Raw genomic sequence first — 15,598 nt, forward strand, 5'->3', positions numbered from 1 at the left:
TATTACTCTGCTTGAGCAACAACGTGCTTGCAACCATCCTCTGGACAAATTAGATTTGTTTTTCCAGAGCGATCAGTCTTTTTAAGCATGTACAAACTTTTGTTACACTTTGGACAAGGCGATTGCTCAATATCTGAAAAAATTGAAAATTTACATTTTGGATAACCTTGGCATCCCCATAGCTTACCACCACGCCATTTGCGTTCAGCGATAGATCCACTACAAAGCGGGCATGGAAATGAAGCAATGTTTTGTTTGATGTTTTTACATTCTGGATAACCAGAGCACGCAACAAATTCCCCAAAGCGGCCCTTCATCAAACGCATTGGCTTGCTGCATTTGCTACACTTTTCATCTAAAAGAGTTGGTTGATCAGTATCTTCAAGAAGCACAATTGTTCCATCATCTTTACGTTCAAACTTGCTTGTAAACGTACATTTTGGATATCCAGGACAGCCAAGAAAGCTTCCATTTTTCCCCAGACGAACGACTAATTTTTTTTCATTACACGAAGAACAATCAAGAGGAGTTTCTTCTAATGTTTTTTTACCAAGCTTGCTAGTTTGTCCTTTAAACTTCTCTAGATCAACGGAAAAGGATTCCCAGAATTCATTTAAAAGCTTATCTCTTTCCATATTGCCACTTGCAATCTTATCAAGATCTTCCTCCATGTGAGCCGTAAACTTAAGATCCATAATTTTTGGAAGATTTTCATCAAGCATTTCTGTAACTTTCATGCCAAGATCTGTTGGCACAAAACGTTTTTTATCAAGTTCAACATATTTTCTAGCTTGAATAGTGCTTATAATTGTTGCATAGGTACTTGGTCTACCAATCCCTTGTTTTTCAAGTTCTTTTACAATTGTTGCTTCAGAAAATTTTGCAGGTGGTTGTGTAAAATGCTGCTTTGGATCTATTTTTTCTAACGCTAACGGTTCATTTTCCTTCAAACCATTTGGCAACTTGACAACTTTATCATCATCTTCTTCTTCAGTTTGATATGCTTTCAAAAAGCCATCAAAGGTCAGAGTTGAACCGGTAACTTTAAACGTATATTTATCTGCTACAATCACAACTTGACGCTGTGCATACAAAGCAGGCTTCATTTGTGACGCAACAGCACGCGACCAAATTAATTGATATAATTTATAAATTTCAGCAGAAACGTATGGCTTAATGTCATCAGGCTTTAATGACATTTCAATAGGCCGAATCGCTTCGTGAGCGTCTTGAGCGCCTTCTTTCTTACCATATAAATTTGGCTTAGTTGGCAGATATGTTTTGCCCCACTCAGATAAAATAAATTCTCGAGCGCCATCAATTGCTGTTTGAGAAAGCCTTGTAGAATCGGTTCTCATATAGGTAATAAGTGCTGTTGGAGATTTTGGATCCTCAAGCGGAATACCTTCATACATACTTTGCGCTATCGTCATTGTTTTTTTAACTGAAAAACCAAGTTTGTTTACCGCTGCTTGCTGCAAACTACTTGTGATAAAAGGAGCTACTGGATTTTTAACTCGTTCTTTATCAACAATGCTATCAATGACATAATTTTTATTTTTTAATTCGCTAACAACTTTATTTGTTTCAGCTTCTGTTTTAAGCTCTGCAGGCTTTTTGCTAATATGAGTAAGCATCGCATTAAAAATGCTTTTACCGTGGGCAAAAGCGCCTTCAATTGACCAATACTCTTCTGTTTTAAAAGCTCTAATTTCTTTTTCGCGCTGACAAATTATTTTCAAGGCAACAGATTGAACACGACCAGCCGATAGTCCTTTTGCGAGCTTTCTCCATAAAATCGGAGAAACTTCATAACCAACCCATCTATCCAAAACTCTACGAGCCTGTTGAGCAAAAACTTTTGGCATATCAACTTTTGATGGATTTTTAATAGCCTCGGTTATTGCCGATTTCGTAATTTCGTTAAAAGTAATTCTATGGATTTGGCTTGGCGATAGAAATTTGTTAATTTCTTGTTCTACGTGCCATGCAATAATCTCTCCCTCGCGATCAGGATCAGGAGCTAGATAGACTTCATCAGAGGCCTTAGCTGCTTTTACAAGGTCGCTTATTACTTTTTCTTTATCTTTAATTGTTTCGTATTCTAAAGTAATTCCACTGCTTTCAATGGTAATACCTAGACCTTTTGAGGGAAGGTCTTTTATGTGTCCAACCGTGGACATCACACGAAATTCATTATTAAGAAATTTAGTAATAGTTTTTATTTTTCCAGGAGATTCAACAATGAGCAGTTTTTTCATATCGTTCTAGTTAAAAAGTGAAGAAAAATTGATTTGCGCCAAGACCATTTAATTTGTATAGATATTTGTATAGATAAAGGATTTTGCTTGATAAGTCAAATCTCAGGCTTAATATTTTATTTTATTTATGATACTTTAGGACAAAATTTAAATAGCTATGGTGAAGCGTTAAAGGATTGATTCGTGACTACTTTTTTTCAATTTGCTTATCCTAAAGCATGCCTTACAAGCCTTATAATCCTACTTGGAGTTATTGCACTACGTTATATATGGTATAACCCAACCATATTTCTATATCCTCTGACTTCTTTTTTAAAAAAGAAAAACCTTCAAGCATCATTTCTTCCAACAAAATTCTTTTTTGTAATTCGCACGACAAGCCTTATTTTAATGGCAATTTTAATAGGAAAACCACAATTTGTTGACTTAAAATCTAAAATCACAGTTGAAGGAATCGATATTGTTTTAGCCCTAGATGTTTCTGGCAGCATGAACTGCTTTGATGATCAAAATGATCGAAGATCGCGACTAGAAGTTGCAAAAGCAGAAGCCTTAAACTTTATTGAAAAGCGACAAAATGACGCAATTGGATTGGTTATCTTTGGTCGCTATGCAATAGCTCGGTGTCCATTAACCCTTGATAAAAACATTTTAAACGACATCATTTCTAAATTAGAAATCGGCCAACCAAGTCAAGACATGGCCCAAGCAACAATGCTTTCTCAAGGACTGGTAACTTCAGTTAGAAGACTGCAAGCCTCTAAATCAAAGAGTAAAATAATAGTACTGCTAACGGATGGAGAACCTTCTCCTGGCGATCTTGACCCAAAAGATGCGCTGCAAATAGCAAAAGAGATTGGCGTAAAAATTTACACCATTGGAATTGGAGGCGACGAAGGAGGATTTAACACGGATCCTATTTTTGGAGCATACCGAGTACGAGCTCCACTCAACAAAGAGCTTCTCAAAAAAATAGCAAAAGAAACCAATGGTCAATTCTTTGAAGCAAAAAAACCAAAGGATTTAAAAACCATTTACGAAACTATCGACAAGTTAGAAAAAAGATCATACGAAACAGAAATCTACAATAAATATCATGATTATTTTATGCCTATTTTATGGTGGATAATAACTCTTACTTGCATAGAATTATTCATGGCAACATGGATTTGGTTCATTATCTAAAACAGTTTACAAATCTAGGATGTTTTAAAATGTTACAATATTTAAACATGATTCATTTTGCAGGCGTACAAAATAAAACAATTGCTTTATCTTTATGCTTCTTTGTTTTTTTATGCTTGTTTGTTCGATTTATCAAAACACAAAAATCAATTAATAAACTTACGGTAAAAAAGTGGCGTAATTTATTAATTCTCAACGCTTCATTTTTTAAATTATTTCTAAAAGCTTCTTTGTTTATGCTCGGTTTTTGCTTTTTAATGATTGCCCTTCTTAGGCCACAATGGAATAAAAAAGAGGAGCAAGTTGCACAAACTGGGCGCGATCTTTTAATTGCCGTAGATATTTCAAGAAGTATGCTTGCACAAGACTTAAAGCCAAACAGGTTAGAATTTGCAAAGAAAAAAATAAAAAAATTATTATACAATTTATCTTGCGAACGAGTTGGACTTATTCTTTTTTCAGGAGAATCTGTTTTACAATGTCCTTTAACTACTGATTATGGTGCGTTTTTTATGTTCCTTGATGGCTTAGACGTAGAAATGATCTCTTCTGGAACAACAACAATTGATGGCGCATTGCTTCAAGCAATGAATATTTTTGAATCAATGCCAACCAAAAAGACCAAGCTTTTATGTTTATTTACCGATGGAGAAGATTTTTCAACAAATCTGGTTGAGGTAAAAGATAAGGCTGCAAAAGAAGGCATTGCTATTTTTACCTTTGGAATAGGAACAACACACGGAGCGCCAATTCCAATTATTGATGAAAAAGGAAAGCGAAAAGGATTTGAAAAAGATGACAAAGGCGCGATCATTATGTCTAAGTTAAATGAAGGAATTCTAAAAAACTTGGCTCAGCAGACCGGCGGGAAATACATTCTTGCCACTAAAAATGATAGTGACATCAAAGAATTCATTAAAAATGTTTCTTTGTTTGAAACCGATTCTCTGGGAGAAAGGTCCGTAGAAAGATACCAAGAACAGTATCCATATTTTATCGCCATAAGCTTTTTATGCTTTTTACTCGAGTGGTTATTATGAAAAACTTTATTCTCCTCATGATGCTTTTTGTGGCAAACTCTATGAATGCATCGATGATTACAGACAACGCATGGAAGTTCCTAGCAAATGCTGCATACCATACAAATGACTTTCAAGGTGCTCAAGTGCACTATTCTAAGATTCTTGAAAAAAATCCATACGACCCTGAAACAAACTACAATCTAGGCTTAACATCTTTAAAACAAATGAAACATGATACTGCTTTAAACTATTTTACGAGAGCCGCAAAGCATGCTCAAAAAAATAGCCAATTGCAAGAACAGGCTTTTTTTAATCAAGGAAATACGCTGGTTGGACTCAATAAACTTCAAGAGTCTTTAAAATCATATCAACAAGTTTTAGCAATTAATCAAAAAAATGATCGGGCAAAACAAAATATAGAAGTGGTTAAAAAAATGCTCGAGCAGAAAAAAGAGCAAAACAACGATCAAAATAAAAATGATGATCAAAATAAAGACTCTGATTCAAAAGATCAAAAATCAGATAAAAAAAATGAAAAATCTAATAATGATGACTCAAAAGATCAAGACTCTAAAGACCAAAACTCTGACAAATTAGACGATAAAAAAGAGCAAGAAAAAACAAAACAGGAAAAAGAAAAAGAAGAACAAAATCAAAAAGACAGGGATCAAAAAGATCAAAATAGCGATCAAAATAAAACAAAAGAGCAAAGCGCAGATCAACTTGAAAAGTCCAAACAGCAAAAAGAAAAACAAGATGATTCCTTAAAAAAATCTCAAGAAAAAAAAGATGACCCTAAAAATGATACGCTAAAAGAAGAAGAATCTACACAAGAAGAGTCTTTAAATGATGAATTAGCAGAGCTTGTTAATCCTGATGACAAAGACGACCGGTTAAATAAAACAAGCGCAAGTTTAATGCAAAAAATGAAAGATCATGAAGATCATATCCAAAAACAATTGTTAAAAATGAATGTTTCAAAACATGGAGCTGCAAAACATGGACAAAAAAACTGGTAACTTATTTTTATTTCTTTGTTTTTATACTTTTACCATTCTTGGACAAGATAAGCAGGTAAAATTAAGTATCTATGACATGCAAAAAAATCCAGCTCAGCAAGTTGAAGCTGGTGTTCCATTTTTTTTAGACATCGCCTGCTCTCAATTTGATAGAGCTCAAGAACCAAAAGAAATTCCTGAGTTTGAATTTTTTTCAGTCACCCCATACAACACGCAACAATCGTTTGTAAGCGTTAACGGAAAACAAAACAACCAAACAACCTTTTCATATATTGTGACACCTGAAAAAAAGGGGACTTTTACTTTCGGGCCTATAACAATAAAAGATAAACATGGTGAAAAAATCTCATCAGAAAAACTAACTGTTGTCGTTGGAGACTCAACAATTGTTCCGGTAAACAATCGAGAGCAGCCATATCTATTACAAACAATAATTGATTCAAAAACTGCATACATTGGCCAAAAAATAAATGTTTTTCTTAGATTTTTGTATAAAGACGAATTCTCTAATTTATCTTTTATGGACTCAATAATTAATAATTTTCATCGCGGATTTGTTTCACCAACAACAGAAAAAGGCTCAACAAAAATAAATGACGTGGAATATAAATATGAACAAGTTACCATAGAACTGTTCCCGGAAAAGACAGGATTACTTGCCATTCCTATGTTTCAAGCCGCTTTTGTTCCTTCAATGAATTACCAACTCGGATTTGGCCTGCAAATGCAACGAGCTGTTCAATCAAGCCCTCGATCAATTGAAGTAACCGCCTTACCGGTAAATCAAAAATATAAAGATGTGTCTGCGATTGGAAATTTTGATAATTTTTCTTTCTCTGTTCAGCAAACAAAAGGTAACGTTGGAGAAGGAATTGTTGCAACAATGATAGTCCAAGGCGATGGAAACCTTGAAGTCGTAAAAGCTCCAATGCTTAACCTTCCTGATGGATTGCATCACTATGAAGGAAACAGCTCAATAGAAAGAATAAATAGCACTCTATCTCGTAAAAAATTTGAATGGATTATACAAGCAGATAAAGCCGGAAACTTCTCCATTGATACACAAAAATTTAGTTACTTTGATCCTATCAATCAAACTTATAAAACCTTAACATCTACACAATCCTTTCTAAAAATCACAGATAATGGCTCTGCAAAAAAAGCTATCCAGAATGATGATCAATCAATCCAAAATCCTGCAACGGATATAAAAAACAAGAATAAATATTCGTTCAAAGAAAATGAAATTGCAACTATCAATAATTCTTTTGATGCGCAAAGCCAAAGATCAACAACTGTTTCAACAATACATAAAATGCTCGCCTGGTTTATCTTTTTACTACTATTTCTTGCTATAATTATGGCAGCGACATCAATCATTTTTTCATTGTTTGGCAAATCAATACGCAACTCATTTTGGATCAACTCCCTGAATTATCGATATCTCTTTTATATTTGCCAAAAACAAAACAATATACAAAAGCTACATCAATTATTGATAAAGCTTGAACGAAATCATAGCTTAGACCTACAAGGCCAGCAACTATCTGATTGCTTTACCAAGCTTAAACTACCCGAAGATTCATTTCAAAAATGGCAACACTTTTTAAATCAGATGCTTTCTGTAAACTTTGCAGGCAAAAAAAGCACAAAAGAAGAAAGAGAAGAGATTTTTGTTCATGCTCAGTACTGGTTTTTCGTCTTGCTTTCTTGTTGCAAACTACAAAAAAGAAGCTACGCTGATAAAAGTATTATCTCATAAGTGTTTTTTTAAATTGGATTTGTATGATTGACCAAATTTTTAACATCCTTGATATTGTTGATAATATTTTCTGGCTATACATCGGTGCGCCAGGACTTATGATTGTTGGTTTCTATCTTTCGTACAAATCAAAATTCTTTCAAATTCGCCAAGCGCCACATGTCTTTAAAATATTTAAAGGCTTTGCGATGCAAAAACAGGATGATTCTGTTCGAGGCGTAGCTCCAATTCAAGCTTTTTTTGCTTCTGTTGGTGGTGCTATCGGAATTGGAAACTTAGTCAGCGTATGTATCGCCGTGCAAGTAGGTGGTCCTGGTGCTGTATTTTGGATGTGGGTCGCAGCTCTCATGGGCATGCTTGTCAAGTACGGTGAAATATATTTAGGTGTAAAATTCAGAATCAAAAACAACGAAAATAGTTACACCGGCGGACCAATGATTTATTTACGTCATGTTCCAGGAGGAGCTTTCTGGTCAAAATTTGCAGCTGTTTTAATGTGCTTATATGGAATTGAAATCTATATTTTCAGAGTGGTAACACACACCGTCGTTGAAGGCTGGGATTTAAATCCATCAATCGTTATTCCTGTCTTATTATTTTTAGTTGTTGGCGTAGGAAAAGGCGGCGTACGAATAGTTGGAAAGCTTTGCTCCGTCATTATTCCATTCTTTTTAGCTGCTTACATTGGCATGGGCATGTGGGTTCTTATAAATAACTTATCTTACATTCCAACTATGCTGGCTTCAATTTTCACTCATGCTTTTACACCACACGCTGCAATTGGAGCTTTTGCAGGCAACAGCATTATGCTTTCTATTACCCATGGTGTGCGAAGAGCTTGCTACACAGGTGATATTGGCGTAGGATACGCATCAACAATGCACGCAGAAACAAAAGAATCTATCCCTGCAAAGCAAGCAGCTTTAGGCATAGTTGATATCTTTTTAGATTCTTTTTTAGTTTGCACCATGAGCTTATTTTTAATTCTCGTCACAGATAAATGGCATGCTGGCCTTCATGAAACTGCAACTGTTCCAGCTGCTCTTTCTATGTATTTCCCTTATGTAAATATTATTTGGCCTCTATTTATTTTCCTTTTAGGATATTCAACACTTATTGCTTTTTTTGCGGCAGGACGAAGATCAGCAACAATACTTTTCCCAAAATATGGCGCAAATATTTATATCGTTCTTGCAACTATGCTATTTTTGATTTTCTCATTTTTAGGAACATTGGCTCAATGCTTATCTGTCATGTCAATTGTTGGAGTTTTGCTTTTAATATGCAATTTATACGGACTCTTCTTTTTGAGAAATGAGATTATCTTTGATGTAAGACATCACAAACAGTAAAATACGCTAAACGAAAGCTTCTATGGTAAAACTAGATCAAGATTTTCTACAAGCACAAAAATTCTTTTTAAAGCATTTTGACTCATCTTGCAGCAACATAGTCCAAGAGCCTGAAAGCAAAGAGTATGGCGCATGTCAATTTACGATACAAAATAAAAAAGCTGCGTTTCGCATAGCAAAAATTACACCTACAAAAGTAGGTCAATTTGTTACTTTTTGGAAAAGATCACAAGCTGGTCCAATTGCGCCATTTGATGAATCAGACTCTATAGATTTATTTATTGTTAGTGTTAGAGATGGTGACAAATTTGGACAATTTATATTTCCAAAGTCAGTTCTAATCGAACATGACATAATGTCAAAAAATCATATTGGCGGCAAACGAGCAATCCGTGTATATCCATCATGGGACAAGACTGATAATAAGCAGGCTATTAGAACACAATCCTGGCAATTAAAATACTTTTATGAAATTAGCAATAATTCCTAAAAAAGGTTTTTCAAAAAATGAATACAAAAACTTTCTTATTTTTATATTTATTTACTTTGTTAGCTCCATGCAAAACTATAAAAAGTATTGATAAAGATGATAGAGATCTTTTAGCGTATACAAGTCTTTATGCATTAATGATCACAGGTAGTATGAAAATAGTAAATTACTTGAATGAGCGAGACGCAAGAAGAACTGATGAATTCAAGATAGCTCATATAAAAAATAGAATTCAGAAGTATCATAATACTTTTGGCAAAATATCAACGATAACAAATCAGTCAAAGCTTCAATTGTTTCTTGATAGCAACAGTAATCATCAAGAATTAATAAATTATCTTAAGGATGCTAAAGATTATCAATTTTTAATGAGTGAACGATATAAAAAAAATAATTCGCCAGGCATGCTTCAAATTATCAATGAATTATCAGCATGGTCATCAGAAATAGCAGTGATGTCTATAATTTTAAAACAAAATTATTTAATAAAAAATAGATTCTTAGGATATAAAATTAAACCATTAGAGCAACGCATCATGCTTGGTTACACACAAAAACTACAAAACTCACAGCCGCACTCTTGCGCAAATTACAATGATCCAGGACCGATAGAACAAGCTGTCATTGAAATGAAAAATGATATAGATTTTTTAGAGAAGAATGCTACAAACATTACCTGCACAGAATTGATTATCAAAAAATTAAGGCACTGCTCCAATATACTTGAAACAATGCCTCAATATCAAAATGAAAAATCTTTAAAGCTTAAGCCATATCAGCTTTAAGTTTGATAATTTCTTTTTCCGTCAAGGGCCTATAAGAACCAAGGCTCAGGTTTCTTTTTGTAAGACCTGCAAAATTCGTTCTATCAAGCTTTTCAACAAAATATCTAAGCTCTTTAAACAAACGCTTAATAACATGTTTTTTGCCACTATGAATAGAAATCGAAATGACATCTCTTGCTTTTGGAGATACATATTTTGCGCTATCAACCTGCATAAAACCGTCTTCAAGTCTGATACCCTTTAAAAGGCGATCAAGGTGTTCTTGGGTTACAGGCTTATGGGTCGTAACTTGATATGTTTTTGAAATGTTAAATTTTGGATGAGCAAGCTTTTGAGTTAAGTCACCATCATTGGTCATAACCAAAAGACCTGTTGTATTTCTATCAAGTCGTCCAACTGGATACAAACGTTCTGGAATGTTTCTAAAGTATTCCGCAACGGTAGGCCTATCTTTTGTGTCAGCCAAGGTACATAAAAGGTCTGTTGGCTTGTTAAACAAAAAGTATAATTTTTTTGCTGCAAGAACACGCTTGTTGTTAACTTTTACCGAATCATCATCTGCAAGCTCATGAAATGGCTCATAGACCGTTTTTCCATTAACTTTAACCACGCCTTCTTTGATAAGCTCAGTAGCTTTACGACGTGAACAGTGCCCAGACTGGGCCAGAAATTTGCTTAATTTTGTAGGCATAAATTTTAACTTGTTTTCGATTTATAGAAAAATATTATAGAAAAAATGGCTCAGTAGAAAAAAATAGTATATTAATAGTATAAGTTAAGTAGTAAAAAGAGTCAAAAATACAAGGGATAAAGCGCATGGTTATCGGTAGAATTATCTTTTCATTGTTTCAATGTTGGCTTATGGTCGTCAAACAGGTATTACTGCTCAATTTCTTCAATTTCATCAAGATTATGTTTTTATGGTTTTTCCTCGCCTTTTCAGCCTCTTATCTATTCTTTTTGCTTTGCCACAAAAGAAATATCGCACAAATCAGACAAGATATCGCAATCGAGCTATCACGCAGCCTAGGGGTAGCTGCCCTGCTAACCACCCTGGTCATGGCCCTATATGAATGCATTATTAGATGGATGGGCAGATCTGAATTTTTTGACATTCATAGCGCAATGCTTACCCATGGAAGCCTTATGAGCCTTTCTAATTCTGTTTTTTACAACAGCCTAAGCTTTACCATAGCTATGCTCAGCGCGCTTTTTGCACACCATTTTGTCTCGCCGCTTCTCAATTGCGATGACCACCATGCCGTTTCTGATCGCTATGGAATGTCAATGATACTCATATCGCTGACCTGCTGGGCGTTTTTATGGTTAATTTTGTAAATTAATAAAGCAAAACTATATGATCCTGCGGAATGATGATCTTGTCAGCAATATGAGCAAAATCATTTCTTTGAATCTCAAAAAGTTCTTGTAAAAAAACATCTTGCCAATTTTCTGACTCTGGCAAGAATTCAACTTTATTTATAAAATCTTTTGGATGGTGTGGGTTGCAATGAAAAAATTCAACTTTTCGTCGCCAGAGATCTGGATACAAATTGCTTTGTGGGTAGACTAGGCCATCAGAAACACAAGCAATCCCTGTAAAATTCTGGCATATTGGCTCTTCTTGTGCAAAATAGACAGTTGGCGAATAATACAAGATCCAATCACCAATGCTCATCTTGTCAATTCCATCTCGAGAGCCCATGTTTGCCTGAGTGTAGCCCTTTTCTTTAACGATAAATACATGTTCCTGGGCAGCCTGAGACACCCAATAACGACGCGTCATTACTCTCTCCTTTTTTATTAACCTAAAAAGAACAGTTCTCGAAAAGCAATAATTTTATGTTTTTTTATTTCACGAGAAAAAGAAAAAATTTAAAAACGGCATCCAGACTGATCGAACAATCGATTTCAACAATCATATAAATTCTGATATGCTCAAAGTATGAAATTTTTAATATCAGCCCATCATTAAATTCTATTTAATTACGAAATGTATTGAATTATGAAACCAGTAAGAACAAGATTCGCCCCTTCTCCAACAGGAATTATGCACATCGGCAACGTCAGAGCTGCGCTCCTGAACTATCTTTTTGCCAAACAAAACAATGGAACATTTGCTCTTCGCATTGAAGATACCGATCAACAACGCAACATCCAAGATGGTACACAGCACATAACACGGCATCTAAAATGGCTGGGCATCGAGTACAGCGAAGGTCCAGAAGTGGGTGGTGATTTTGGCCCTTACTTTCAATCCCAGCGCTCAAGCTTTTATAAAAAACATCTGGAAAAACTACATGAAAATAATTTTATCTATCAATGTTTTTGCAGCCCTGAAGAGTTAGAAATACGCAGAAATAGACAAATTGCTATGAAAAAGCCACCTCGCTACGAAGGCACCTGCTTAAAATTATCAGTTGAACAAATCAAACAAAAAATCGAATCTAAATCTCCATTCATCTGGCGTATGAAAGTTGATAGCTCAAAAAAAATATCTTTTAAAGATATGGCGCGTGGCGTTTTAGAATTTGACTTACAACATTTTTCAGACTTTCCACTCACTCGAGAAGATGGAACATTTACTTTCATATTTGCAAACTGCATAGATGATTGTGAAATGGAAATGACGCACGTATTTCGCGGTGAAGAACATCTATCAAACACCGTCAGCCAGGCTGTTTTGTACCAAGCTTTAAACTACCCAACTCCTGTTTTTTGGCATCTGCCAATTCTTTGCAACCAGGAAGGCAAAAAGCTTTCAAAGCGCGATAAAGGTTTTTCTTTAGACGATGTTGAAAACCAAGGGTTTTTGCCCGAAACCGTATGCAATTATTTAGGAATTTTGGGCGCATCTTTTGAAAAAGAAATTCTATCTCTGGAAGAATTAACGCAAATTTTTAAATTTGATCATCTTCATGGCGCAAGCCAAATTCGATATGATGTCGAAAAATTAAAATGGATGAACCACAAATGGATTGCTGCTTATGACACACAAAAGCTAGTAAATCTATGTAAACCATTTCTCTGCAAATCCTACGATTTATCAAATATTTCTGAGCAAAGCTTAACCGCTCTCATTAAATTTATCCAAAACGATATGCACACACTTGTTGACTCTGTAGATCTTTTAAAGTTTTATTTTGAAAAACCTATCGTCACACATGAGACAGTTGCTGAATTTATCAACAACGAAAACTTTGAAAAACTGTGCATAATTTTAAAAGAAGAACCTGCTACTTCAAGCTGGGATCTGTTTTTGGCAAACATAAAACCAAAAGTAAAAGCAGCTGGCATTACCGATAAAGAAATGTTTAGCCTGATTCGAACATTGCTTACGGGTAACCCAAAAGGCATGCAAATGAATGATCTTTTTATATGCCTTGGCGCTCAAGAATTTTTTGATCGACTACAAAAATAAAATAACTTTATTGCCCATGAAATTGATATCAGGTGACTAGAATTAATCCCTTGGAATCAACCGATTGGGCAAATTTTTTAATGTTAAAATAACGCCTCTTTTGGCCAGCTTATCCATCATATCTAAAAAATCATCTTCACAATCGGGTGAGACAAAGAACTCAAATAAGCTCTCATCTTTATCAAGAGTGCGATCAAATGCAACATGATCAACATATTTTAATGTTGAGCTAACCATCCAGCATAATTCTTTTTTTACATGCGCTTGAAAATATAGCGAGAATAAATTCTCTGGCTCAACCTTCGTGTCATCTGATGATAAATGTGGCGATAAGCCCATAGGATCTTTCATATAATATCTTTTTTAAAATCTTGGTTTAAAACTTGTTTGTAGCATAAAAGAATGTTATAACCTTACCATGTTGACTTAAATTTGTAGAGTCTCAAGTAAGTTTTTAAACAAAGGAAAAGGCATGGCCCAAGGTAACACAGAAAAAATAGGCATCAAAACTGCTATCATCATCGGCATGAATGCTATGATTGGCGCTGGTATTTTTAGCATCACATCATTTCTTGGATCACAAGTTGGCCCTGCTGGAATTTTAACATATCTTTTTGCAATATCAGCCGTATGGTTTATTGCACAATCCTTTGCTCGTGTTGCATATCTATATCCACAAGAAGGTTCATTTTACCACTACTCCAAACAATGGGGCGGTCATACACTTGGCGTTATTTCTGCTGGCGCATATTTAATCGGTCTTTTAATTGCAATGGGGCTTTTATGCACTATTTGTGGAATTTATATGCACAATATGATTCCTGACTACTCTGCTACGACACTTGGACTTTTAGTCCTTGTCTCTTTAGTAGCGTTAAACATGGTTGGCATGATTCTTTCAAAGGCTGGTCAATACATTTTAATTGCATTAACCCTATATCCATTAATTGTAACCACGCTTCTTTGTTTGACAAAAATAGACCTGGCAAACCTTTCTCCTTTTATGCCTGGTGGCCCAATGAGTATCGTAACTGGAACGAAAGTTGCAATCTTTGGACTTTTTGGATTTGAAAGTATCGCATCACTTTATAGCATCGTAGAAAATCCTGAAAAAAATGTACCTTCTGCTCTTCGATACACCATTATTTATGTTGGAATTATTTATTTTGTTTTCATATCATCAATGCTTCTTGCAATACCACAAGAACTTTTTGTCCTCAACCCAAAAATTACGATTCCTCAAATTTTAAATTATTTATTTCCAAATCAAACTATTCTGACCCAGTCTGTTGGAATATCAATTCTTTTTGCTATCATGGGAACCATTCATGCAATGATCTGGTCTTCGAGCGCACTCATGATGTCATATTTTAAAGTTTTAAATATTTCGTTCCTTAAAATAGCAATTGCTCACAATAAAATTGGCCACAAAACTTGCGTGCTCATTGCAGGGCTTATTATTTTGATAGCTTTTTTAAGCCTTTCAAACTTAGATATGTTTTTTAGTTTAACAGCGGTAGCAATAATTTTTGCACTTATCACATCAATTATTCCACTCCTCACATTAAAAAATGAATGGAAATCAGGACAAAATTATTTAACTTTAATTGGCCTGATTTGCGCAATAATTATTTTTGCCGTAGCGGTAGAAGAACTCGTAAAAAATCTTATAACGTGCTTACGTTAAAAAGGATGAGCTCATATGATCACAAAACGCACATTCTTATATTTTATAATCGCATTCAATTTTTGCTGTGTATCTGATATTTACAGCAATTTAACCACTTTGCAATTTTGGGACCCATCTCCAATCTTTTCTGCAAATGATTGTATGATGCCACCAAACAGCCACTTTTTAGACCTTTTACAAGCTCGATACAAAGATGAAAAACCAAACAAAAATCGGATGTTTGGAATTAACTTAACCGGTTTTGTACAAGCAGCCGTAACCGCTCGTGGATACAATGGCTGCGAAACCTACGGTTCAGAATGCGGAGCCCCACAAAATGGTTTTGAGATGGGTGACTTTCGTGGAACTATGTATCCAATGGGTCTATTTTTAGGAAAAAATCCAAACAATGGAAAAAATATTTGGGCAGGAGGAGTTGATACCGGAGATGTTGCAGATATCACAGCAGCGTCAATTGTAGATTTTGATCTTCCTGATTGCCTAGAAAAAATAGCTTTGAACCTAGCTGGGTATGCTTCTTGCACTCCTGCTGACCCACTTCCAGGTCCATGCTTAGTCCAAACAGATCCTTTAATTTTTTCATCATCTACAACAGGACCTGTTACAAACCC

General features: G+C 34.9%; 15 protein-coding genes. 11 read left to right on the forward strand and 4 right to left on the reverse strand.

Going from position 1 to position 15,598, the window contains the following annotated elements:
• Positions 1–2: 2 nt before the first annotated feature.
• Positions 3–2,261, reverse strand: coding sequence for a type I DNA topoisomerase (gene topA, locus NTU89_02705; GenBank protein MCX5923454.1), 2,259 nt, complete (start codon positions 2,259–2,261; stop codon positions 3–5).
• A gap of 183 nt (positions 2,262–2,444) precedes the next feature.
• On the opposite strand from topA, the gene NTU89_02710 reads away from it, so the two are divergent.
• Genes NTU89_02710 through NTU89_02740 form a run of 7 tightly spaced genes read left to right on the forward strand, consistent with a single transcriptional unit; the run spans position 2,445 to position 9,876 of the window.
• Positions 2,445–3,446: a VWA domain-containing protein gene (locus tag NTU89_02710; GenBank protein ID MCX5923455.1), complete on the forward strand. Its 1,002-nt coding sequence runs from the start codon at positions 2,445–2,447 to the stop codon at positions 3,444–3,446.
• A 29-nt stretch (positions 3,447–3,475) separates the two neighbouring features.
• On the forward strand, positions 3,476–4,486 hold the full coding sequence (locus NTU89_02715) for a VWA domain-containing protein (protein MCX5923456.1): 1,011 nt from the start codon (positions 3,476–3,478) through the stop codon (positions 4,484–4,486).
• Entirely contained in the window at positions 4,483–5,487 is a 1,005-nt protein-coding gene (locus NTU89_02720) for a hypothetical protein (protein ID MCX5923457.1), read from the forward strand. Before NTU89_02715 ends, NTU89_02720 begins: the two co-directional genes overlap by 4 nt.
• Positions 5,468–7,249: a BatD family protein gene (locus tag NTU89_02725; GenBank protein MCX5923458.1), complete on the forward strand. Its 1,782-nt coding sequence runs from the start codon at positions 5,468–5,470 to the stop codon at positions 7,247–7,249. The genes NTU89_02720 and NTU89_02725 overlap by 20 nt, the downstream gene beginning before the upstream one ends.
• A gap of 23 nt (positions 7,250–7,272) precedes the next feature.
• The gene (locus NTU89_02730) at positions 7,273–8,601 is read left to right on the forward strand and encodes an amino acid carrier protein (protein ID MCX5923459.1); all 1,329 of its coding nucleotides are present in this window, start codon (positions 7,273–7,275) and stop codon (positions 8,599–8,601) included.
• A gap of 22 nt (positions 8,602–8,623) precedes the next feature.
• Complete coding sequence (locus tag NTU89_02735; GenBank protein MCX5923460.1) at positions 8,624–9,091, forward strand: MepB family protein; 468 nt, start codon at positions 8,624–8,626, stop codon at positions 9,089–9,091.
• A 17-nt stretch (positions 9,092–9,108) separates the two neighbouring features.
• Positions 9,109–9,876: a hypothetical protein gene (locus NTU89_02740; protein MCX5923461.1), complete on the forward strand. Its 768-nt coding sequence runs from the start codon at positions 9,109–9,111 to the stop codon at positions 9,874–9,876.
• On the opposite strand, the gene NTU89_02745 is transcribed toward NTU89_02740, so the two are convergent.
• A complete protein-coding gene (locus NTU89_02745; protein ID MCX5923462.1) occupies positions 9,857–10,567 on the reverse strand; it encodes a pseudouridine synthase in 711 nt (236 codons plus the stop codon). The genes NTU89_02740 and NTU89_02745 overlap by 20 nt on opposite strands.
• Before the next feature lie 125 nt (positions 10,568–10,692).
• Between NTU89_02745 and NTU89_02750 the strand changes: the two genes are divergently transcribed.
• Entirely contained in the window at positions 10,693–11,214 is a 522-nt protein-coding gene (locus tag NTU89_02750; GenBank protein ID MCX5923463.1) for a hypothetical protein, read from the forward strand.
• A 1-nt stretch (position 11,215) separates the two neighbouring features.
• On the opposite strand, the gene NTU89_02755 is transcribed toward NTU89_02750, so the two are convergent.
• Entirely contained in the window at positions 11,216–11,662 is a 447-nt protein-coding gene (locus NTU89_02755) for an EVE domain-containing protein (GenBank protein ID MCX5923464.1), read from the reverse strand.
• Between the two features lie 219 nt (positions 11,663–11,881).
• On the opposite strand from NTU89_02755, the gene gltX reads away from it, so the two are divergent.
• Positions 11,882–13,297 (forward strand): glutamate--tRNA ligase, encoded by a 1,416-nt coding sequence (gltX, locus tag NTU89_02760; GenBank protein ID MCX5923465.1) that lies wholly within the window; start codon positions 11,882–11,884, stop codon positions 13,295–13,297.
• A gap of 42 nt (positions 13,298–13,339) precedes the next feature.
• Here the strand turns inward: gltX and NTU89_02765 are convergent, their stop codons facing one another.
• The gene (locus NTU89_02765) at positions 13,340–13,648 is read right to left on the reverse strand and encodes a hypothetical protein (GenBank protein ID MCX5923466.1); all 309 of its coding nucleotides are present in this window, start codon (positions 13,646–13,648) and stop codon (positions 13,340–13,342) included.
• A gap of 121 nt (positions 13,649–13,769) precedes the next feature.
• Between NTU89_02765 and NTU89_02770 the strand changes: the two genes are divergently transcribed.
• Both NTU89_02770 and NTU89_02775 read left to right on the forward strand, forming a co-directional pair.
• Positions 13,770–14,984 (forward strand): APC family permease, encoded by a 1,215-nt coding sequence (locus NTU89_02770; GenBank protein MCX5923467.1) that lies wholly within the window; start codon positions 13,770–13,772, stop codon positions 14,982–14,984.
• A 15-nt stretch (positions 14,985–14,999) separates the two neighbouring features.
• The coding region (locus NTU89_02775; protein MCX5923468.1) for a hypothetical protein at positions 15,000–15,598 on the forward strand (599 nt) is incomplete at its 3' end.

Source organism: Candidatus Dependentiae bacterium, assembly GCA_026389065.1.
In the GTDB taxonomy this organism is placed as follows: Bacteria; Babelota; Babeliae; order Babelales; family Chromulinivoraceae; genus JACPFN01.

What these genes read in the sequence shown, in the direction of transcription:
- topA (MCX5923454.1), bottom strand. Translation starts at nt 2,261, where the DNA reads ATGAAAAAACTGCTCATTGTTGAATCTCCTGGAAAAATAAAAACTATT.
- NTU89_02735 (MCX5923460.1), top strand. Translation starts at nt 8,624, where the DNA reads ATGGTAAAACTAGATCAAGATTTTCTACAAGCACAAAAATTCTTTTTA.
- NTU89_02715 (MCX5923456.1), top strand. Translation starts at nt 3,476, where the DNA reads ATGTTACAATATTTAAACATGATTCATTTTGCAGGCGTACAAAATAAA.
- NTU89_02755 (MCX5923464.1), bottom strand. Translation starts at nt 11,662, where the DNA reads ATGACGCGTCGTTATTGGGTGTCTCAGGCTGCCCAGGAACATGTATTT.
- gltX (MCX5923465.1), top strand. Translation starts at nt 11,882, where the DNA reads ATGAAACCAGTAAGAACAAGATTCGCCCCTTCTCCAACAGGAATTATG.
- NTU89_02745 (MCX5923462.1), bottom strand. Translation starts at nt 10,567, where the DNA reads ATGCCTACAAAATTAAGCAAATTTCTGGCCCAGTCTGGGCACTGTTCA.
- NTU89_02770 (MCX5923467.1), top strand. Translation starts at nt 13,770, where the DNA reads ATGGCCCAAGGTAACACAGAAAAAATAGGCATCAAAACTGCTATCATC.
- NTU89_02750 (MCX5923463.1), top strand. Translation starts at nt 10,693, where the DNA reads ATGGTTATCGGTAGAATTATCTTTTCATTGTTTCAATGTTGGCTTATG.
- NTU89_02740 (MCX5923461.1), top strand. Translation starts at nt 9,109, where the DNA reads ATGAATACAAAAACTTTCTTATTTTTATATTTATTTACTTTGTTAGCT.
- NTU89_02725 (MCX5923458.1), top strand. Translation starts at nt 5,468, where the DNA reads ATGGACAAAAAAACTGGTAACTTATTTTTATTTCTTTGTTTTTATACT.
- NTU89_02730 (MCX5923459.1), top strand. Translation starts at nt 7,273, where the DNA reads ATGATTGACCAAATTTTTAACATCCTTGATATTGTTGATAATATTTTC.
- NTU89_02765 (MCX5923466.1), bottom strand. Translation starts at nt 13,648, where the DNA reads ATGAAAGATCCTATGGGCTTATCGCCACATTTATCATCAGATGACACG.
- NTU89_02720 (MCX5923457.1), top strand. Translation starts at nt 4,483, where the DNA reads ATGAAAAACTTTATTCTCCTCATGATGCTTTTTGTGGCAAACTCTATG.